Here is an 18,384-nt window from a genome sequence, read left to right as displayed (position 1 = left end):
TACTCCGGGATGAACTGCAGCTCACCGGACTTCAGCGACGGGTAGATCAGCTCCCGCGAGCCCAGGTTCAGCTTGCGCGTCACCGGGTAGCCCTTCGCTTCCAGCGCCTGGGCGTAGATCTCGGCCAGGATCTGGCTGTCGGTGAAGTTGAAGGACGCGACGACGATCGGCGCCCCGCCCTTGCCCGCCGCGGCGGGCTTGTCGTCCCCGCCGCCGCACGCTGTCAGGCCCAGAGCGGCCACCGCCACCAGCGCGGCCACTCGGATGTTCCGGGTCCAGCCCACGTCCCACACTCCTCAGTCAAGATCGGACGAGCAGGACCCTAACCAGCCCCACCGACAAAAACCACATGCTGGGATCACGACGCGAGGTGCTCACGCAGCGTCGAGCCCGCGTATTCGGTGCGGTACCGGCCCTTGCGCTGCAGGATCGGCACCACGTGGTCGACGAACGCGGCCAGCTCGTAGGGCAGCGTCGATCCCATGATGGTGAACCCGTCGACCGCGCCGGCGTCCTGCCAGGTGAGCACGTGGTCGGCGAGCTGCTCGGGCGTGCCGACGAAGTGCACCTGCCCCGCTCCCCCGGTGATCCGGGCCGCGATCTCGCGCAGCGGGGCGTCCGGACGCTCCCGCGCCGCTGCGGCGAGCTGCTGCAGCCGGGAAGACCCGCCCCCGGCCCGCAGCTCGGCGGGCAGCGGGGCGTCCGGGTCGAACGCGTCCGGGTCGAGGCCGGCCGTGTACAGCGCGTTCTGCCAGCGGAACTCCGGGCTGGCCAGGTCTTCGAGCCGCTGAGCCCGTGCCTGCGCCTCGGCCTCGGTACCGCCGAGGGTCACCATCAGCGCGGGCAGGACCCGCACCCGCGAGGGATCCCGGCCGGCCGCGACGACCTGGGCGTCCAGCTCGGCGCGGAACTTCACGGCGGCTTCGAGCGACGGCGGCCCGGAGAACACCAGCTCGGCGTACCGGGCGGCGAGCCCGATCCCGGCGGCCGACTGTCCCGCCTGGACGAGCACCGGGTGCCCCTGCGGCGACCGCGGGAACGGCAGCACGCCTTCGACGTCGTAGAACCTGCCGTGGAAGCGCGGCGCGTGCAGCTTGGCGCGGTCGGCCCAGACGCCGTTCTCACGGTCGCCGACGATCGCGTCGTCGTCCCAGCTGTCCCACGCCCGGGTGACGACGTCGACGAACTCGTGGGCACGCTCGTACCGGTCGGCGTGGTCGGGGTGGGCCTTCTCGCCGAAGTTCGCCGCGGCGAGCGGGGTGATGGTGGTGACGATGTTCCAGCCGGCCCGCCCGCCGCTGAGGTGGTCCAGCGTGGCGAACCGGCGGGCCAGCTCCCACGGCTTGTTGTAGGTCGTCGACCCCGTCCCGATCAGGCCGATCTTCTCGGTGACCGCGGCCAGCGCCGACAGCACCGAGATCGGGTCGAACTGGGTCTGCGGGAGGTGCGTCACGCGGTATTCGGCGATGGCGATGTTGTCGGCCAGGAAGATCGAGTCCATCAGGCCGCGCTCGGCGGTCCGCGCGATGTTCGCGTAGTACGGCAGCCCGAGCACCCCGCGGACGTCGTCGTCGACCACCCGCCACGCCGACTCGTGGTAGCCGTTCGGCCAGATGAAAGCGTTGAAGTGCAGGGAATCTGCGGTCACAGCGCGGCTCCTTCGATGGTGCCCGCCGCATCGGCGGCGGTGCGCCCGTGGACGGCGGGACGGCCGCCGTACGGGTCCTGGTCGGTCCACAGCGTCGTCGGCGCGGCCGCGCGCACCACGGGCACGACCTCGGCGGCGAAGCGTTCGAGCATGGCGAGCTGCTGTTCGTGCGGGATCATCGTGGGCAGGCTGAAGGACTGCAGGTCGTGCCCGAACGCCTCGTGCCACCACAGGATCTTCTCGGCGATCTGCTGCGGGCTGCCGACCAGCACCGGCCCGCGCGCGATCGCGTCGTCGATGGTCGGGAACTCCATCGCGTTGCCCGGTGTGTGGTTGCCGGGCCGGTTGAAGAACTCGACGATCTTCTCGTACGTCGGCCCGAAGGCCTCCCGCGCCTCCTGCGTCGTGTCGGCCAGGTAGAGGAACCCCGCCCCGGCGCCGACGAAGGCGAAGCGCGGGTCGTGGCCGTGCTCCGCGTACTGCTTGCGGTAGTGCTCGATCAGCACGGTGTAGTTGTCGCGGGGCTGGATCGCGTTGGCCGAAAAGAGCGGATCGCCCCACTTGGCCGCCAGCTCGGCCGAGGTCAGCGTGGTCGCCGAGCCGTGCCAGACGCGGGGCGCGCCGGCGAACGGGCGCGGCAGGCTGGTCACCTCGGCCAGCGGGCCGCGGAAGCGTCCCTCCCAGGTGACGTCCTCCTCGCGCCAGAGCCGCCGCAGCAGCTCGTACTTCTCGGCGAGCGCGTCCCACTGGTCGCCGTTCGCGATGCCGAACATCGGCAGCTGGCGCAGCTCGTTGCCCTTGCCGATCACCAGCTCCAGGCGGCCGCGCGAGAGCTGATCGACCGTGGCGTAGTCCTCCGCCACCCGCAGCGGGTCGTGGACCGACAGGACCGCGACGCCGGTCTGGATCCGGACCCGGCTCGTCGTCGCGGCGATGGCACCCAGCAGCACGGTCACGCCGCTGCTCAGGAAGTGGCCCGCGTGGCGTTCCCCGAGCGCGACGGCGTCGAACCCGAACTCCTCGGCGTAGCGCGCCGAGGTCAGGGCCTGCGCGAAGCGCTCATCGGTGCGGACCCGGCGACCCGTCACCGGGTTGGTCAGGTGGGGCAGGATGTCCAGGACCTGGAATCTCATCGGGTGGCTCCGTCCGGGCTCGCGAGGGTCCGTCCCTGGTCAACCGGATCATCGCGGAGCTATTCCCGGACGTGGCGGCGTTCCACATGGTGAGCGCGGTCGTCAGCTCACGTTCTTGAGGAACAGCGACCATCGTGACCTGGGTCACTTTCTCCGCCCTCCCCGGAACCCGTTCCCGCACCGGTGAGAACAGCAGATGACACTCTGCGCAGCGAGAGGCGGGCGATGACCCCGGAAGACACCGAAGCCGACGGCGACGCGAGCGTGATCGCGCGGTCGCGGCAGGAGCCGAGCCTGTTCGCGGTCATCTTCGACCGCCACGCCCGGCACATCCACCGCTACCTGGTCCGGCGGCTGGGCCCGACCGCGGCGGACGACGTCCTCGCGGACACCTTCCTCATCGCGTTCGGCAAGCGCGCGAAGTTCGACCTCACGCGGCCGGACGCCCGGCCCTGGCTCTACGGCATCGCCACCAACCTCGTCTCGCGCCGGTGGCGGGCCGAAGTGCGGGAGCTGAAGCTCCGCCTGGCCGTCGGGCCGCCCGCCGTGGACGACGGCCACGCCGACCGGGTCGCCGACCGGGTCAGTGCCCAGGCGCTGGGCGCGGACCTCGACCGGGCACTGGCCGCCTTGCGCCCGCGCGAGCGGGACGTCCTGCTGCTCGTCGCCGCGGAAGGGCTGGGCTACCAGGAGGTCGCCGAAGCGCTGGGCATCCCCGTCGGCACCGTGAAATCGCGGCTCAACCGCGCCCGCACCCGCGTCCGCGCCGAGCTCGGCGCCCTCGACCTCGTGAAGGAGACCTTCAGCCATGGATGAGCTCGACCTGATCCGCGACCGCGCGGACACCATCGGCTTCGCGCCGGCGGAGCACCTCACCCCGGCCCGGGAGCGGCTGCTGGCCGCGGCCCGCGGCGAACGGCCGCACCGGTCCCGGCGCCTGTTCTGGGCCGCCGGCGCCTCGATCGGCCTGGCCGCGGCGATCACCGCGGTCGTCGCGCTCGCGCCGGCCGATCGGGTGGGCATCGGCGCCGGCGTCGCGCACGCCGACCCGGTCAAGGTGCTGACCGAAGCGGCGAGCAGCGCCCTGAAGGAGCCGGCCAAGCCGCCGCGCCCGGATCAGTTCCTGTACGTGAAGACCGAATACGCCATTCCCCCCGACCGCGAGGTCTGGCTCTCGGTCGACGGCACCCGGGACAGCCTGATCGGCACCTCCAAGGATGGTGGCTGCCGCAACGGCAAGGCGCCGATGTACGGCACGAACGACCCGCGCGCGGAAGGGACGCTCGAGGACTGCGTACCCGAGTCGGTCTACCGGACGGACCTGCCGACGACGGCCGACGCGATGCTGGCCTACCTCTACGGAAAGGAGGCCGATCGCGACGGCCGAGCCACCTACATCGGCAAGGCCGTCTACACACTCGCCTACGAACAGGTCCTCCAGCCGGCGTCCTACGCGGCGCTGTTCGAGGCGGCGGCGAAGGTGCCGGGCCTGACAGCCCTGGACCACGTCACCGACGGCGCCGGCCGCCCGGGCGTCGGGATCAGGTTTCCGGTGCCCCCGGGCTCCTCGCCGAAGGCGCAGCCGATCGTGCTGGTTTTCGACGCCACGACGTACCAGTTCCTGGGTACCGAGGACAGCGCCGTGATGGTGAAGACCTACGTCGATGAGGTGGGGCAACGCCCCTGAGGTCAGCCCGGGTCGTCGAGGGCACCGTGGAAGGTCGCGAACGCCGACACCGGCTCGCGGGTCGTGCGGTGACCGGCGATCGGGTGGCTTTCGTCGGCGTACCCGAGCGCGATCCCGCAGACGACCACGTGATCGGCCGGCACGCCGAGGTGCCGGCGCAGGATCGGGTGGTAGTCGAGCAGCGACGCCTGCGCGCACGTGTGCAGGCCGGCTCCGCGTGCCGCCAGCATCAGCGCCTGCAGGAACAGGCCCGCGTCGACCAGCGCGCCCTGCAGGGGCAGCCGGCTGACCGTCACGACCATGCCGACCGGGGCGCCGAAGAAGTCGTAGTTGCGCCGGTGGTGCCCGGCGCGGCCGGCGGTGTCGCCGGGCTCGATGCCGAGCGTGTCGCGGTAGAGCCCTTCGCCGAACCGGCGGCGGCGCGAGCGGAACGGTTCGCGCCACTGGTCCGCGCCGGGCTGGTAGGCGAACTCCCCGGCCGAGCGGCGGCCCTCGTCGTGCGCGCCCAGCAGGTCCGCGCTCAGCGCCGCTTTCGCCGCGCCGGTGAGCACGTGCACCCGCCACGGCTGGCTGTTGGAGTTGCTGGCCGACCGCGCCGCCAGGTCCAGCAGCCGTTCCACCTCCGCGCGCGGCACCGGGTCCGGCCGGAACGCGCGGCAGCTGCGGCGGGTCAGCAGCGCCTCCTCGACGGTGGTGCTCACTCGGCCGGCGGCGTGATGTCGTAGGAGATCCGGCCCGCCGGCAGGAAGAAGAGGGCGATCAGCGCGCCGCCCTTGACCTCCGGGTAGTGGTGGCTGCCCGGACCCGGGGCGGTCCAGCCCGGGCCGCTCCAGCCGCGCGGGCCCCGCAGCTTCGCGCTCGCGTCGAGCGGCACCACCAGGTTGAGCTCGCCGTACGGGTGCTGGTGGTACTGCCCGCGGTAGGGCTCGACGCTGTCCATGTAGACGGCGGTGACGCTGAACCAGTTCAGGACGTCCAGGGGGTCGGCGATCCGGCTGCGCCGGTACTTCGGGCCGTCCACCTCGATGTTCGCCGCCCAGCCGGCCCGGACGCCGTCGGTGATCATGCGCGCCAGGTCGTCGTAGAGCGGGCTGCCGGGTCCGTGGTGGTCGTTGAGCCAGGTTTCCAGCTCCCCGCCCGCGGTCCGGTTCTTGACGGCGTCGAGGAACGGGACGCTGCGGTCGATCAGCTGCTGGGCGGTGGTCATCGTGGGCTCCTCCCGATCGGGTGCCCCGAAGGTAAGCCGTCATTTCGTTACAGTCAAGTATCGTAACTTAACAGACAGGGATCGTAACGAATCCGCTAGGCTCCTCCCATGGCTCGAGCAGGCGAAGAAGCGGCGTCCCGGCCCGGGGGCCGTCCCCGCGACGCCGCTCTCGACGAGGCGATCATCCAGGCCACCCGGGAACGCCTCGTCCGCGACGGCTATTCGCTCATGACCATCGGTGACATCGCCTCGGACGCGAAGGTCAGCCGCCCGACGCTCTACCGGCGGTGGAGCACGAAGTTCGAGCTGGTCGTCGACGCGCTGGACTACGGCTTCCGCAAGCAGCGGGACATGTACGCCGTCGACCTGAGCAGCATGGCGCCGCGGGAGGCGCTCGTCGAAGCCGTCCGCCGGCTCGACCCGGCCTACTTCAACCCGGACGCCATGGTCCTCATGGGCAACTTCGCCGGCGAGGCGAACCGCACGCCGGAGCTGCTCGGGATCCTGCGCGAGCACGCGGTCGAACCGCGGGTCGCGCTGGTCGAGAACGTGCTGACCCAGCTCCAGGAAAGCGGCGCGGTGCGGGACGGCGTCGACAAGCACACCATCGCGACTATGTGCTTCGGCAGCTACTTCGCCGCCTTCTACCGCGGCGAGAGCAGGGATGACATTCCCGAATCGGTCGTTTCGGTGCTGTGGCCCGCGATCGCGACGGCGTCACGCAAGCGCGAGTAGGTCCCTCGCACAACCATTTCGGCCTCTCATCCGTGCATTAGGAGTGTGAGGACGATTTCGGATCGACGGCGCCGCTTCCGCGCGCGGGCCGTGGCCGTCGCGGTGCTGGTGGGGGCCGGTATCGCGTTCGCCAACGCCGCCATCGGCGCGCCCGCCGGGCCGGCGCTGGCCGCGGCGCTCGGCGGGCACAGCCTGCCCGACACCACCGCACTGGGCCGGGACCCGGCGCCACCGCCACCGCCGCCGGCCCCGACGACGCCCAAGCCCGACCCGATCCTGCCCTTCAACGCGAAACTCACGTCGGCGGACATCCCGGTCCCGGGCGGCGGCGTGCGCGACGGCGCCTGCAGCGGCTCGCTGGTGGCGCCGCAGTGGGTCGTCACGGCCGGGCACTGCTTCCACGACCTCAAGGACGCTCGCATCGGCGGCCGGCCGCCGTACACGATGACCGTGACGGTCGGGCGGCTCAAGGACACCGACCCCGGCGGGCAGACGGCGGTGGTCGTCGACGTCCGCCAGTCGCCGGTCAACGACCTCGCGGTGGCGAAGCTCAGCGAGCCGATGGAGGGCATCACCCCGGTGGAGCTGGCCTCGAAGCGCCCGTCGGTCGGCGAAGAGCTGCAGTTCGCCGGCTGGGGCTCGCACTCGGCGACCGTGCTCGGCCCGTCCGACCACCTCAAGCGCGGGCGGTTCCGGGTCTCGGGCATCGCCTCCTCGACCCTGGAGGCGCTGCCGATCGGCACGCGCACCGTGGACAACGGCCCCTGCCCGGAAGACTCGGGCGGCCCGTTCTTCGTCTCGGACGACAACGACCGCACCGGGCGCCTGGTGGCCATCGTCAACACCGGGCCGCCGTGCCCCCAGCCGGGCGCGGAGACGATCGCCCGGGTCGACGTGGTGGCGGACTGGATCCGCGAGCAGACCGGCTGACCGGCCGGTTCAGGAGGCGAGCGGGATCTCGGCCCACACGGTCTTGCCGCCGTCCCGGCGGTGGAAGAGGCCGCGCCGGTCGGAACAGGCAGCGACCAGGGTGAGCCCGGTCCCCGCCGGCGCGGCTTCGGGCAGCACCGGGTCGAACCACGCGGACCCGCCGGCGTCCTCGACGCCGACCCACACCGAAGCGTCGGCGCAGATCAGCAGGGCCCGCAGGGGCCCGGCGGCGTGCCGGACGGCGTTCGTCGCCAGCTCCCCCGTGATCAGCACGACGTCCGCGGCCACCTCGGCCGGCACGTCGCCCGCGGCCAGCCGCTCCCGCACCCACGACCGCACCAGCCTGATCTGCGCCGGCTCCGCCTCGAACTCGAAACTTTCCCGTGTCATGTCTTCGGCACCCCCAGAACGGTTCCCCCGGGTCTGGATGACCGGACCGGAGCACTCTCACACGTGGATTAGCACGAACGGACGCATCCGCTCGTCGTTCACCTGCCATTGACCGGGCGATTCCTGCCGTTCACCGCACCCGGGGGCGCTGGGCTGTTACAGATCACGGCCGGTGCGCGACACCACCGTCGAGCATCACAGGGAGAGCGGGGGTCGATGACGGGCGAACGACAGGTGCGGCTGCAGCTGGGCACCCGCGCGGTCTCGGTCCCCGCCGGGCACGGCCGCGAAGTACTGGAATACGCCGGGGTGACCGTCCTGCGCGTCGAAGACGGCGAAGCCGTCGAACAGGCGTGGGTCCCGGTCGGGACCTGCCCGAGCTTCGCCGACGACGAGGCGCTCATCGCCGCCTGGCACTCGGCCCTGCAGTGGACCCGGTCGCCGACCGGCGCATGAGCTGAACCACAGCTGTCACACCGCGCAGCGCCGCGGTGTCTCCATGCCGAACCCGGCATCGAAGGAGACACCATGACCGAGCCCACCGAAGTGGTCGTGATCGGCGGCGGATACGCCGGCGTCATGGCCGCCAACCGCCTGACCCGGCGCGACGACGTCGCCGTCACCCTGGTCAACCCACGGCCGCGGTTCGTCGAGCGGATCCGCCTGCACCAGCTCGCCGCCGGCTCCGGCGACGCGGTCATGGCCTACGGCGACGTCCTCGCCGAGCGCGTCCGGCTGGTCGTGGACAGCGTGACCGCGATCGACGCGGCCGCGCGCGCCGTGACCCTGGCCGGCGGCCGCACGCTGGCCTACGACTACCTGATCTACGCCGTGGGCAGCGCCGGCACGGCGGTGCCCGAATTCGCCTACCCCGTCACGACTTTCGAGGAGGCCCGGCAGCTGCGGCCGGTCCTCGACGCCGCGTCCGCGGTGACGGTGGTCGGTGCCGGTCCGGCCGGGATCGAGACCGCGGCCGAACTGGCGGAAGCGGGCCGCGCCGTGACGCTGGTCTGCGGCGGCGAGCTCGGGCCGTCCCTGCACCCGAGCGGACGGCACGCGGTGGCCGCGCGGCTGGCCAAGCTGGGTGTGACCGTGCTCGTCGACGCGGTGGTGAGCGCAGTGACGCGCGATGCCGTGCGGCTCGCCGACGGCCGCGAGCTGCCGAGCCCGGTGACCATCTGGACCGCCGGGTTCGGTGTGCCGGACCTGGCCGCGCGCAGCGGGTTGAGCACCGACGCCCTGGGCCGCCTGCGCACGGACGAGACGCTGACCAGCGTGGACGACGACCGGATCGTCGCGGCCGGTGACGCGGCGGCGCCGTCGGACCTGCCGTACCGGATGGGCTGCCAGTCGGCGATCCAGCTCGGCCCGCAGGCGGCCGAGACCGTGCTCAGCCGGCTCGCGGGCGCGCGTCCCACCCCGGCCGACGTCGGGTTCGCCGGACTGTGCCTGAGCCTCGGGCGCCGCGCCGGCATCTTCCAGTTCTCCCGCCGCGACGACACCGCGATCCGGCTCCGCGTCAGCGGCCGGCCCGGGGCGAAGGTCAAGGAGCTCATCTGCGCGAGCATCGTCAAGCAGCTGGCGTACGAGGCCCGCAAGCCCGGGGCCCGCAAGTGGTGGGTCAAGGATCGCCGGCGCCAGGAATCACTGCGGAAGCACCTGGTCGACGCGTGAGGAAGGGGGGTGCCGCGGCACCCCCCTTCCGTCACTTCCCGCTACGCCGTCCCGACGCGACCACGGCCGGGATCGGGGCACCGGTGATCACGAACTGCGAGCCCGGTTCGATGACGACGTCACCCTTCGCCGAACCGGAGATCGTGACGTTCGTCAGCGTCGCACTGCCGCGGGCGCCGCTCATGGCGAGGATGCCCGCACCGTTGTCCGACCGGTCGATCTTGACGTTCGAGATCGCCGCGGTCACGACTCCGCCCCCGGTCTTGAACTGGATGCCGTCGTAGGTCGAGTCGTGGATCTCGGTGTCTCGCAGCGTCACCCCCGGGATGTCCTTGCCCTGCGCGAAGAACGTGATCGCGCCGAACTGCTGCTGCTCGCCCCAGAACACGCCGCCGCAGCGGTAGAGGGCGTTGTTGGCGATCGTCGTCTGCCCGGAGAACGGCAGCGGGTCGTGGTCGGTCGCCAGCATGATGCCCGGGTAGTTCATCGTGTCGTAGACGAGGTTGTTCTCGATCCGGTTGCCGTACCCGCCGTAGACCGCGATCCCGTTGGCGCGCCAGGGAAGCTGGATCGTGTTGTTGGTGAACACGTTGTCGTGCCCGATGTCGACGGACGGGTCCTTCACGTACTGGTTGGCCCACACCGCGAGCGAGTCGTCCCCGGTGGTACGGAAGGACGAGTTGAACACCCGCGAGTTCCGCGTGCCGTTCGTGAAGTTGATGCCGTCGGCGTAGGTGTCGCGGATCCGCATGCCGCTGAACTCCAGGCCGTCGGCCGGGCCCCACAGCTCCGGCTTGTTGCTGTAGTCGCGGCCGACCCACACGCCGACGTTCGCGTGCTCGATCCAGACGTTGGAGATCTTCGTGCCGGTGCCGAAGCGGCCGTTGAGCCCGACGCCGCCCTCGGCGTTGCCGTCGCCGCCGCGGATCCGGCCGGAGCCGAAGATCGCGAGGTCCGAGATCTGCGTGTTCTTGTCGATGTCGAACCCGAAGTTGCCTTCGTGCGGGTGGTTGATGGTTCCCGCGTCCTGCGGCTGGATCAGCGAGTACAGCTGCGAGCGCCACATCCCGGCGCCCTTGATCGTCACGTTGGAGATGCCGATCTGGTTGTACTGGCCGCCGCCGTTGGGCACGGTCGGGTCGTCGGTGAGGATCTTCGCCTCCTGTCGCCACTGGCCCTCGGGGATCCAGACGCAGGCGATCTTGCCGTTCTGGTCGTCGGTGACCGCGCGCTGGATCGCCGGCGCGTCGTCGACGCCGTCGTTCGGCACCGCGCCGTACTGGGTGATCGACGTGCACTCGGCCGGCTTCGGCAGCGCGGGCGCCACCTGTTCCAGGTCGACCAGGTCGATGACGTAGTACGCCGCGTTGTCGCCGTTGTCCCGCTGCAGCTTGAACTTCGTGCCCGGCGGGTAGGACTGCGCCAGCAGGGCGTGCGACTCGTCGAACAGCCGCCGCGCGTCTCCGCCGGGCCGGTTGGTCAGGCCCTCGGGGTCGTCGGTGGTGCCGTAGAGCCAGCTGTGCGTCGAGGACAGCGTCAGCTTCTGCGCGAAGGTTCCGTTGACGTAAAGGCTGAGCGTGTAGTCCTGCCCGCCGCCCGCGGCCGCGTCGGGCACCGAGTTGCGGACCACGATCGAGTTCGCCTGGTTGGTGGACGTGACCTCCACGTACTGGCCCTGGTTCGCCAGCCGGACGGACTGGCGGCCCGAGGACTCGGTCGCGAAGTTCGTGTGCCCGAATGTGCGCAGCGGGTCGGTCTGGAGCAGTTGTCCTTGGTACTGCGCCGATTCCGCCTCGTATTCGGTGTACGGCACCGCCGCGCCGCGGCCCACGACGATCGCCCGGGAGAGGTCGTTGTTGGACTCGTTGGTCTCGGCGACGGTGTTCGTCGAGTCCGCGGTCGCGGTGAGGGTCGCGCCGCCGGTGGTGGCGGTCCACGTGCCGGAGATCGCGGCGTTCGCCGTCGCTCCGGCGGCGATCGCGCCCGTGGCGCCGGTCAGCGTGGTGGCGCCGGCGGTCAGCCGGGTGACCGAGGCGCCCGCGCCGCTCGTGCCGCGGTTGTGCACCGCGACGGTGAACGACACCGCCGCACCGGCCGCCGGGTTCGGCGGGTTCGACGTGATGCCGGTGACCTCGAGGTCCGGGCCCGGCGCCTGGGCGATCACGAGCGGGGTCGGTGCGGTGAACGTGTTGTTGGTGTCGTCCTGCTCGACGACCGTGTTCGCCGGGTCGACGGTGGCCGAGACGCTGTAGGTGCCCTGCGGCCGGGTGCCCGCGTTCACGGTCACCGTCGTGGACGCGCCGGCGGCGAGGGCGCCGACCGCCGCGTTGCCGACGACGGTGCCGCCCAGGCTGACGGTGGCGGTCGTCGCGCCCGCGGCCGCGGTGCCCGCGTTCTGGACCGTCGCCGAGACCGTGACCTGGCTCGTCTCCGTCGGGTTCGTCGGCGTCCACGTCGTACCGGTGACGACGAGGTCCGGGTTCGGCGCCGGGGTCCCGAACACCTGGAACTCCGCGACCTGCCCGCCGGGCGCGCCGGAGTTGGCGGAGAACTGCAGCCGGACGTCGGCCGCGCGGCCACTGACCGGGATGGTCACCGTGTTCTGGTTGCCCGCCGGGTCGAACCGGTAGTCGGCGCGGGCCTTGAGGGAGGTGAACGCCGTGGCGCCCTGGTCGCGGCCGAGAACCTCGAAGGTCTGCGTCCGCGCGCCCCAGGCCGTGTCAGGGTTGAGCTTGACGACGACCTGGTCGAGGTCGGCGTTCGCGCCGAGCTTGACGGTCAGCGTGCTCGACTGCCCCGAAGCTTCCCAGTACGTGCCGGTGTTGTTGTCGTTCGCGTTGGCGGCGACGAAGGAGAAGACGCTCGACGACGCCTCGATCGGCTTGCCCGCGGCGAGGTTCTGCCCGGCCTGCGTGCCTTGGCGCACGACGTGGCCACTGTCGGCGGACTCGTGCCCGGCGGCGTCCCTGGCCCGGACGAAGTACTCGACGCGCGTACCGGCCGGCCGGGTCTCGGTGAAGGTGGTGGCGGTGACCGTGGTGACGGCCGTGCCGTCGCGGTAGACGGTGTAGCCGGTGACGCCGACGTCGTCGGTCGAGGCCGACCACGTCAGCTTGACCTGGCCGGCGGCGGGTTCGGTCAGCGCGAGGTTCGCCGGCGCGGTCGGCGCCTGCGTGTCCCCGGTGTCGGGGCCGTAGAGCTCGAACTCCGAGAGCTGCGCGGCGGGCCACTGCGAGTTGGCGGTGACGTTCAGGCGGACGTACCGGGTCGAGGCCGTCACCGGGATGGTGACGGTGTTGGCGTCCGGGGTGAAGGCGTACCCGGTCGCCGCGACGAGGTCGGTGAACGTCGTGCCGTCGGTGCTGCCGCGCACGGCGAGGGTCTGGGTGCGGGCCTCCCAGCCGGTCGGCAGCTTCAGCACGATCCGGGAGAGGGACTTCGCCGAGCCGAGGTCGGCCTGGATCCACTGTGGGAAGGCGTTGTTCGCGGATTCCCAGTACGTGGCCTGGTTCCCGTCGACGGCGTTGGCGACGGGATAGCCGGGCAGCGCGCTGCTCGCCGACACCGTCCGGGTCAGGGGCACTTCCGCGGCTGCCGCCGCGGATGAAGCGGGTGGGCCGCTCGCGGCGGACGCGAGGGAGAGCCCGGCGACGGACAGCCCCACGGCGAGGAAACCGGCGACGAGCCGGGACAGGCGCGTACGAGTCATGGCGTCTTCTCTTCTTCGAGACGGCGGGGACGGGAGCCTGAGCCACCCGAGCATGCAACAAGTGAGCGCCGTCACGCAAGAACTAGACACCGATCAGAAAATTTACGACTCCTTCGCCGTCACTCGACTGGCCCAACCGGACGAACCAGGGCGAACCGCTCGGCGAACGCCGCCATCTCCTCTCGCCGGCCGTCCGGGTCGGCGCTCGTGGGGCTCACGACGACGCGGGTGACCCCTTGCCCGGCGAGCGTCTCGGCGTCCTCTTCGGACAGTCCGATCGACCCCCATCGCTTGTGCTGCAGGGAGTCCGGGTCCCGGCCGGCTTCACCCGCGGCCGTCCGGGCGAGCGCGAACTGGCGGCGGCGCTCGTCCGGGCTGAGCAGGCCGCCGGGGAAGAAACCGTCCCCGCGCCGCCCGGCCCGCCGCGCCGCGGCCGCGCTCGACCCCCCGACGTGGATCGGCAGGTCGCCGCCGACCGGCTTCGGGAAGCTGCAGACGGCGTCGAGGGTGAAGAACTCCCCCGCGTGGCTGACGCCGTCCGCGCCGCCGGCCCAGAGCAGCCGCAGGACGTCGATCGCCTCGTCGGCCCGGCGGCCGCGAGTGGCGAAGTCGACCCCGGTGGCCGCGGCCTCGCCGGGCAGCGCGCCGACGCCGATGGTGAGCAGCCGCAGGCGGCCGCCGGAGAGCAGGTCCAGCGTCGCCAGGCGCTTGGCGAGCACGACCGGGTGGTGGTACGGCAAGAGCAGGACGCCGGTGCCGAGCAGGATGCGCCGCGTGCGGGCGGCGGCGAAGGTCAGGCATTCGAGCGGATCACCGTAGGGCAGCGACGGGTCCAGCTCCATCGGCCCGATCTTCGCGCCGGGATGGAGTGCGACGTGCTCCGGCACGTACAGCGATTCGAAGCCGAGGTCTTCGGCTTCCTGCGCGAACCGCGTGAGCGTGTCCGGGTCGACACCGAAGTGGGGCGTGCTGTAGCTGATTCCGAATTTCACACCGGGCGACGGTAAACCGTGACGTCCGCGTCAAGGCAAGGGTCAGCGGCGCGCGAAGACCATCCCGATGTCGGCCGCCTGCTGAACCGGGTCCTGCTCCGCCTCGACCGTGAACCCGCGCGTCGCGAAGACTTCGCGGACGCGGTCGCGGTTCTCGCGCCACCGTTCCACCTCGACGACCGCCTGCCGGACCAGGGGCCAGTGGCGCTCTTCGATCCCGCGCAGCACCTCCAGCTCGGCGCCCTCGACGTCGACCTTGAGCAGGTCGATGCGGTCGATCCCCTCCTCGTCGAGCACCGGCGACAACGGCCGGACGCGGACGCGGTGCGTTTCGAGGGTGTTCAGCACCTTCAGCTGGCGGCTGACCAGCCCGCGCAGGATCGGCGCCGGCACGCCGCGGGCGGCCGGGCCCATGCCGCCCTGGCGGATCATCGCGACGATGCTGGCGGTGACCCGCTTCCGCTCGGCCTCGACGTTGCCCTCGTCCCGCCACGACGACGAGAAGATCGTCGCGCCCGGGAAGTAGGTGAAGTCGAGCTCGTCCTCGGCGGCCGCGAGCCCGAAGGGCAGCGCTTTCAGCCGTCCCCCGAAGAAGTCCCGGCCGTTGCTTTCCAGCTTCTCGTAGAGCGGGGGCAGCGGCTCGAACGCGAAGATCCGCACGTCACCGCCGAGGCGCTCGTAGACCGTCGCGGAAAAGACGCCGACGTTGGCCCCGACGTCGAGGACGGTCGCGCCGGGGGCGAGCTCGACGCCGTGGGCGAAGTAGCCGCCGACCTCCTCGCGGAGGAACGACACTTCCCACGGGTTGATGCTGTGCAGGTCCATCGTCACGCGCAGAGGCTTATCAGGCTCGGCGCCGGTGATCCAGCCCCATTGGTAGGTCACCCGATCGTGGGCGACGGCGTGGGCCACACTGGGAGCATGACCGCGACGCTGCTCATCACCCGCCAGCTCGAGGTGCACGACCACGTGCTGGCCCGCGGCTGGCGGCTCGACGGGGACACGGGCCCCGCCGACGTCAAGTTCCTCGACGACGCCACGGCGGGCTGGTCGTACCCGGCCAGCTTCGGCGGCGAACGGACCAACACGGTCTCCGACGCCACCCCGGTCGTCCTGCAGTGCTACTTCACCTTCGGCGACGAGGGCGAGGTCGTGTTCGCGGTCGTCCCGGCGGGCAACCTGCGCGGCAGCGGGTGCCCGGACCACGACACGCGCGAGCGGCAGTTCCCGCTCACCGGCGACGGCCGCGTCGATCTCGTGACGCTCACGGCGATGCTCGACGAACTGGAGCCGCGGGCGCGGGCGCACGACGTCCACGCGCTGGTCGAGTGCCTGTACTTCGGGCCGTGCGCGGCTGACCGACCTTGAGCCGGCACTCCGTGCCCAGTGTGAAGGTCATGACGTACCGATGGCGGGACAGGAGGTCCGCGGCCGTCGCCTGCGGCCGCGGTCCACTCGCCCGTTCGAACAGCGCACCGCCGGACGGCCATTCGCCGAACCGTCCCGACAGATCGGCCGACCGCTCCACCCAGGATTCGCCGAGGTAGCCCGGTGAATTGCAGCCGGTCGTGCCGGGCGCCGGCTCGGGCACGAGATAGCTCACCCCGGGCACGGTCCCGGGCGGCGGCGTCGGCTTCGCCGATGCGCGTCAGGGAATCGCCGTCGAAGGCCGCCAGCCGGCTGTAGGTCATCCGGCAGGTGATCGTGCCGGGGTCCCGGGCCCCGAATTCGGTGACGTAATCGACTTCGCACACTTCACGCGTCCGCCAGGGCCTCGCCGCCCAGCGGTCGTTGATCTCCCGGTTCGCCCGGGCGTCCGCGTGGCCGGCCAGGCACCCAGCGTGGTCCTTGACGAACCCGCACCGGCCTCCTTAAGTTGGCGGACATAGGACGTCGGACATCCCATGTCCTACCTCAACGAGGAGGTCGAACCGGTGACGCGCAGGTTCAGCACGATCCTTCTGGCGGCGGCCACGACCGCGCTGTCGTTCGCCCCCGCGGCCACGGCCGGTCCGGCGCACGGGTGCGCGTCGTCGGTGGCCTTCACCTCCGGCACCGAGGGCTACGACACCTTCCGCATCCCCGCGGTCGTCCGGGCCGCGAACGGCGCGCTGGTCGCGTTCGCCGAAGGACGGCGTGACTCGGCCGGTGACTCCGGGGCCATCCAGACGGTGACGCGCACGTCCCGCGACGGCGGCTACACCTGGGGACCGCTGTCGGTGGTGGACACCAACGGCGACGCGACCGCCGGCAACCCGACGCCGGTGGTCGCCCGGGACGGCGAGCTCGTGCTGCTGACCGTCCACAACGGACTGGTGTCGGAGAAGCAGATCATGTCCGGGCAGGCGTCCGCGCAGGACACCCGCCGCGTCTTCGTGCTGCGCAGCCGCGACAACGGCCGCACCTGGTCCCCCGCCCGGGACATCACCGCCGACGCGAAGCTGCCGGGCTGGCGGTGGTACGCCACCGGCCCCGGTCACGCCACGCTGCTGCGGCACGGCCCGCACGCGGGCCGGATCGTGGTGCCCGCCAACCACTCCAGCTCCCCGCCGGCCGGCTCCCCCGACGTGGGCACCGAGGCGAAGTACTACGGGGGTCACGACCTCTACAGCGACGACGACGGCCGCACCTGGCACATCGGCTTCACCGACGACCGCACCGACGGCGTCGTCGCCGCGAACGAGACGTCGGCGACCGAGCTGCCCGACGGCACCCTCTACTTCTCCAGCCGCAACCAGGGGTCCGCCGCCGAGCACCGCGTCGACGGCTACAGCGTGGACGGCGGGAAGACGCTGGTCCGGCCGTACCGGGTGCAGCCGTCGCTGTCCGGGACGAAGGTCGAGGGCAGCGTGCTGCAGACGACGATCCCGTGGCTGATGCTGTACTCGGGCCCGGCCGACCCCGCCACGCGCACGGTGATGCAGCTGCGGCTGAGCACCGACCGCGGGCACACCTGGCACGCGGGCCGCACGCTGACCGGCGGGCCGGCGGCCTACTCCGACCTGGTGCAGGCCGACCCGGCCACGGTCGGGATCCTGTACGAGACGGGCACGGCCGGCCCGTACGAGAAGATCGTGTTCGAGCGGGTGGGTTTGGCTCCGGGACAGCTCGGGAACGTCCCCGCGAGGAGGTGATCGACGTGGCCGATCTGCTGGGTCCGCGCGTCCCGGGGCCGGCGCGGCTGCGTGCGCTGCTGGCCGAAGGCATGGTCATCGCCCCGGGAGCGTACGACGCGCTCAGCGCCCGGCTGGTCGAGGCGGCCGGGTTCCCGGCGGTGTACATGACCGGCTTCGGCACGACGGCGTCGCTGCTGGGCCGTCCCGACGTCGGCTTGCTGACGATGACGGAGATGGTCCAGGCGGCGAGCCGCATCCGGTCGGCGGTGGAGGTCCCGGTGATCGCCGATGCGGACACCGGCTACGGCAACGCGCTCAACGTGATCCGCACGGTCAAGGAGTACGAAGCGGCCGGCGTCGCGGCGATCCACCTGGAGGACCAGGTGGCCCCGAAGCGCTGCGGTCACCTCGAGGGCAAGCGCGTGGTCCCGGCCGCGACGATGGTCGACCGGGTCCGCGCCGCGGTCGCAGCCCGGTCCGACCCGGACTTCCTGCTCATCGCGCGCACGGACGCCCGCGCGGTGGAGGGTTTCGACGCGGCGATCGACCGGGCGCGCCGCTACCGGGACGCGGGGGCGGACATGCTGTTCGTCGAGGCGTTGCAGTCCGAAGCCGAGATCGAGCAGGTGGCGTCGACGTTCGCCGACACGCCGTTGCTGTTCAACTGGGCCGAGGGCGGCAAGACCCCGCCGCTGGGGCGCGAGCGGTTGCGCGAGCTGGGGTTCCGGCTGGTGATCTGTCCGATCTCGACCCTGCTGGCGGCAACCGAGGCGATGCGGACGGTGCTGGGCCGGATCGCGCGGGACGGGACACCGGTCGAGGCCGTTCGCGAGCTGCCGGGGTTGACGGACTTCGCGGAGCTGGTCGGGTTGCCGGAGATCGAGGAGATCGGCGAGCAGTTCGGCGACGGGTGAGGTTGTTTGTCGGTGGGGTTTTGGCGAGTGCCGGTGGCACGCGCTCGGCCGCTTCAAGGCGTGGGTGTAGGCCCGCAGCCGGTGGCTGCGGGCCTTTTCCATGTCGTGTTCAGGCTGCGAACGGTAGGGGTTGGTGAAGGTTGTTGCGCCTGGGTTTTCGGCGTTTGTCCAGAAACGCCGGTGGCAGGAACTCGGGCAACCCGTCGGCGGCGATGCGGACCTGCCAACCGGAGCGGTGGAGGAGTCGGT

At 71.8% G+C, this 18,384-nt stretch carries 18 protein-coding genes and 1 pseudogene; 9 read left to right on the top strand and 10 right to left on the bottom strand.

Going from position 1 to position 18,384, the window contains the following annotated elements; all coding sequences use genetic code 11:
- The 3 genes from ABZ342_RS47120 to ABZ342_RS47110 all read right to left on the bottom strand — a co-directional run.
- Positions 1–284 (bottom strand): glycine betaine ABC transporter substrate-binding protein (locus ABZ342_RS47120; protein WP_360488112.1); only part of this gene is annotated, 284 nt, incomplete at its 3' end.
- A gap of 74 nt (positions 285–358) precedes the next feature.
- The gene (locus ABZ342_RS47115) at positions 359–1,648 is read right to left on the bottom strand and encodes an LLM class flavin-dependent oxidoreductase (RefSeq protein WP_360488109.1); all 1,290 of its coding nucleotides are present in this window, start codon (positions 1,646–1,648) and stop codon (positions 359–361) included.
- Complete coding sequence (locus ABZ342_RS47110; RefSeq protein ID WP_360488106.1) at positions 1,645–2,781, bottom strand: LLM class flavin-dependent oxidoreductase; 1,137 nt, start codon at positions 2,779–2,781, stop codon at positions 1,645–1,647. The genes ABZ342_RS47115 and ABZ342_RS47110 overlap by 4 nt, the downstream gene beginning before the upstream one ends.
- Positions 2,782–3,006: 225 nt before the next feature.
- Between ABZ342_RS47110 and ABZ342_RS47105 the strand changes: the two genes are divergently transcribed.
- Both ABZ342_RS47105 and ABZ342_RS47100 read left to right on the top strand, forming a co-directional pair.
- The gene (locus ABZ342_RS47105) at positions 3,007–3,597 is read left to right on the top strand and encodes an RNA polymerase sigma factor (RefSeq protein WP_155543241.1); all 591 of its coding nucleotides are present in this window, start codon (positions 3,007–3,009) and stop codon (positions 3,595–3,597) included.
- Entirely contained in the window at positions 3,590–4,468 is an 879-nt protein-coding gene (locus tag ABZ342_RS47100; RefSeq protein WP_360488103.1) for a CU044_5270 family protein, read from the top strand. Before ABZ342_RS47105 ends, ABZ342_RS47100 begins: the two co-directional genes overlap by 8 nt.
- Before the next feature lie 2 nt (positions 4,469–4,470).
- Here the strand turns inward: ABZ342_RS47100 and ABZ342_RS47095 are convergent, their stop codons facing one another.
- Both ABZ342_RS47095 and ABZ342_RS47090 read right to left on the bottom strand, forming a co-directional pair.
- Positions 4,471–5,169 (bottom strand): nitroreductase, encoded by a 699-nt coding sequence (locus ABZ342_RS47095; RefSeq protein WP_360488100.1) that lies wholly within the window; start codon positions 5,167–5,169, stop codon positions 4,471–4,473.
- A complete protein-coding gene (locus ABZ342_RS47090; protein WP_155543238.1) occupies positions 5,166–5,675 on the bottom strand; it encodes a DUF4863 family protein in 510 nt (169 codons plus the stop codon). The genes ABZ342_RS47095 and ABZ342_RS47090 overlap by 4 nt, the downstream gene beginning before the upstream one ends.
- Positions 5,676–5,783: 108 nt before the next feature.
- Between ABZ342_RS47090 and ABZ342_RS47085 the strand changes: the two genes are divergently transcribed.
- Entirely contained in the window at positions 5,784–6,410 is a 627-nt protein-coding gene (locus ABZ342_RS47085; protein WP_360488097.1) for a TetR/AcrR family transcriptional regulator, read from the top strand.
- A gap of 45 nt (positions 6,411–6,455) precedes the next feature.
- Entirely contained in the window at positions 6,456–7,340 is an 885-nt protein-coding gene (locus ABZ342_RS47080; protein WP_360488094.1) for a trypsin-like serine protease, read from the top strand.
- Positions 7,341–7,349: 9 nt separating this feature from the next.
- On the opposite strand, the gene ABZ342_RS47075 is transcribed toward ABZ342_RS47080, so the two are convergent.
- Positions 7,350–7,730: an ATP-binding protein gene (locus tag ABZ342_RS47075; RefSeq protein WP_360488091.1), complete on the bottom strand. Its 381-nt coding sequence runs from the start codon at positions 7,728–7,730 to the stop codon at positions 7,350–7,352.
- 216 nt (positions 7,731–7,946) lie between these two features.
- Here ABZ342_RS47075 and ABZ342_RS47070 point away from each other — a divergent pair, with 216 nt between their 5' ends.
- A complete protein-coding gene (locus ABZ342_RS47070) occupies positions 7,947–8,186 on the top strand; it encodes a hypothetical protein (RefSeq protein WP_230862506.1) in 240 nt (79 codons plus the stop codon).
- Between the two features lie 72 nt (positions 8,187–8,258).
- Positions 8,259–9,404, top strand: coding sequence for an FAD-dependent oxidoreductase (locus tag ABZ342_RS47065; protein WP_360488088.1), 1,146 nt, complete (start codon positions 8,259–8,261; stop codon positions 9,402–9,404).
- A 31-nt stretch (positions 9,405–9,435) separates the two neighbouring features.
- On the opposite strand, the gene ABZ342_RS47060 is transcribed toward ABZ342_RS47065, so the two are convergent.
- The 3 genes from ABZ342_RS47060 to ABZ342_RS47050 form a co-directional block, all read right to left on the bottom strand.
- A complete protein-coding gene (locus tag ABZ342_RS47060; protein WP_360488085.1) occupies positions 9,436–13,113 on the bottom strand; it encodes a CARDB domain-containing protein in 3,678 nt (1,225 codons plus the stop codon).
- Between the two features lie 119 nt (positions 13,114–13,232).
- Positions 13,233–14,105 (bottom strand): TIGR03619 family F420-dependent LLM class oxidoreductase, encoded by an 873-nt coding sequence (locus tag ABZ342_RS47055; protein ID WP_360488082.1) that lies wholly within the window; start codon positions 14,103–14,105, stop codon positions 13,233–13,235.
- A 42-nt stretch (positions 14,106–14,147) separates the two neighbouring features.
- A complete protein-coding gene (locus ABZ342_RS47050) occupies positions 14,148–15,017 on the bottom strand; it encodes an FkbM family methyltransferase (protein WP_360488079.1) in 870 nt (289 codons plus the stop codon).
- Between the two features lie 9 nt (positions 15,018–15,026).
- Here ABZ342_RS47050 and ABZ342_RS47045 point away from each other — a divergent pair, with 9 nt between their 5' ends.
- From ABZ342_RS47045 to ABZ342_RS47035, 3 genes are all read left to right on the top strand, one after another.
- Positions 15,027–15,473: a hypothetical protein gene (locus ABZ342_RS47045; protein ID WP_360488076.1), complete on the top strand. Its 447-nt coding sequence runs from the start codon at positions 15,027–15,029 to the stop codon at positions 15,471–15,473.
- 536 nt (positions 15,474–16,009) lie between these two features.
- Positions 16,010–17,239, top strand: a complete 1,230-nt coding sequence (locus ABZ342_RS47040) for a sialidase family protein (RefSeq protein ID WP_360488073.1) — start codon at positions 16,010–16,012, stop codon at positions 17,237–17,239.
- A gap of 5 nt (positions 17,240–17,244) precedes the next feature.
- Positions 17,245–18,135 carry an isocitrate lyase/PEP mutase family protein gene (locus ABZ342_RS47035; RefSeq protein ID WP_360488070.1) on the top strand — a complete coding sequence of 297 codons (891 nt, stop codon included), beginning with the start codon at positions 17,245–17,247 and terminating at the stop codon, positions 18,133–18,135.
- Between the two features lie 109 nt (positions 18,136–18,244).
- On the opposite strand, the pseudogene ABZ342_RS47030 reads toward ABZ342_RS47035, so the two are convergent.
- Positions 18,245–18,384: pseudogene (locus ABZ342_RS47030) on the bottom strand (HNH endonuclease); the annotation flags it as partial.

The sequence above is a fragment of the Amycolatopsis sp. NPDC005961 genome (assembly GCF_040629235.1).
In the GTDB taxonomy this organism is placed as follows: Bacteria; Actinomycetota; Actinomycetes; order Mycobacteriales; family Pseudonocardiaceae; genus Amycolatopsis; species Amycolatopsis camponoti.
This window is presented reverse-complemented; position numbering and strand designations above follow the sequence as displayed.

Excerpts from the sequence above, each read along its gene's own strand:
- ABZ342_RS47090 (WP_155543238.1), bottom strand. The coding sequence starts at position 5,675 with ATGACCACCGCCCAGCAGCTGATCGACCGCAGCGTCCCGTTCCTCGAC.
- ABZ342_RS47100 (WP_360488103.1), top strand. The coding sequence starts at position 3,590 with ATGGATGAGCTCGACCTGATCCGCGACCGCGCGGACACCATCGGCTTC.
- ABZ342_RS47070 (WP_230862506.1), top strand. The coding sequence starts at position 7,947 with ATGACGGGCGAACGACAGGTGCGGCTGCAGCTGGGCACCCGCGCGGTC.
- ABZ342_RS47045 (WP_360488076.1), top strand. The coding sequence starts at position 15,027 with ATGACCGCGACGCTGCTCATCACCCGCCAGCTCGAGGTGCACGACCAC.
- ABZ342_RS47075 (WP_360488091.1), bottom strand. The coding sequence starts at position 7,730 with ATGACACGGGAAAGTTTCGAGTTCGAGGCGGAGCCGGCGCAGATCAGG.
- ABZ342_RS47105 (WP_155543241.1), top strand. The coding sequence starts at position 3,007 with ATGACCCCGGAAGACACCGAAGCCGACGGCGACGCGAGCGTGATCGCG.
- ABZ342_RS47040 (WP_360488073.1), top strand. The coding sequence starts at position 16,010 with ATGTCCTACCTCAACGAGGAGGTCGAACCGGTGACGCGCAGGTTCAGC.
- ABZ342_RS47060 (WP_360488085.1), bottom strand. The coding sequence starts at position 13,113 with ATGACTCGTACGCGCCTGTCCCGGCTCGTCGCCGGTTTCCTCGCCGTG.
- ABZ342_RS47065 (WP_360488088.1), top strand. The coding sequence starts at position 8,259 with ATGACCGAGCCCACCGAAGTGGTCGTGATCGGCGGCGGATACGCCGGC.
- ABZ342_RS47110 (WP_360488106.1), bottom strand. The coding sequence starts at position 2,781 with ATGAGATTCCAGGTCCTGGACATCCTGCCCCACCTGACCAACCCGGTG.
- ABZ342_RS47085 (WP_360488097.1), top strand. The coding sequence starts at position 5,784 with ATGGCTCGAGCAGGCGAAGAAGCGGCGTCCCGGCCCGGGGGCCGTCCC.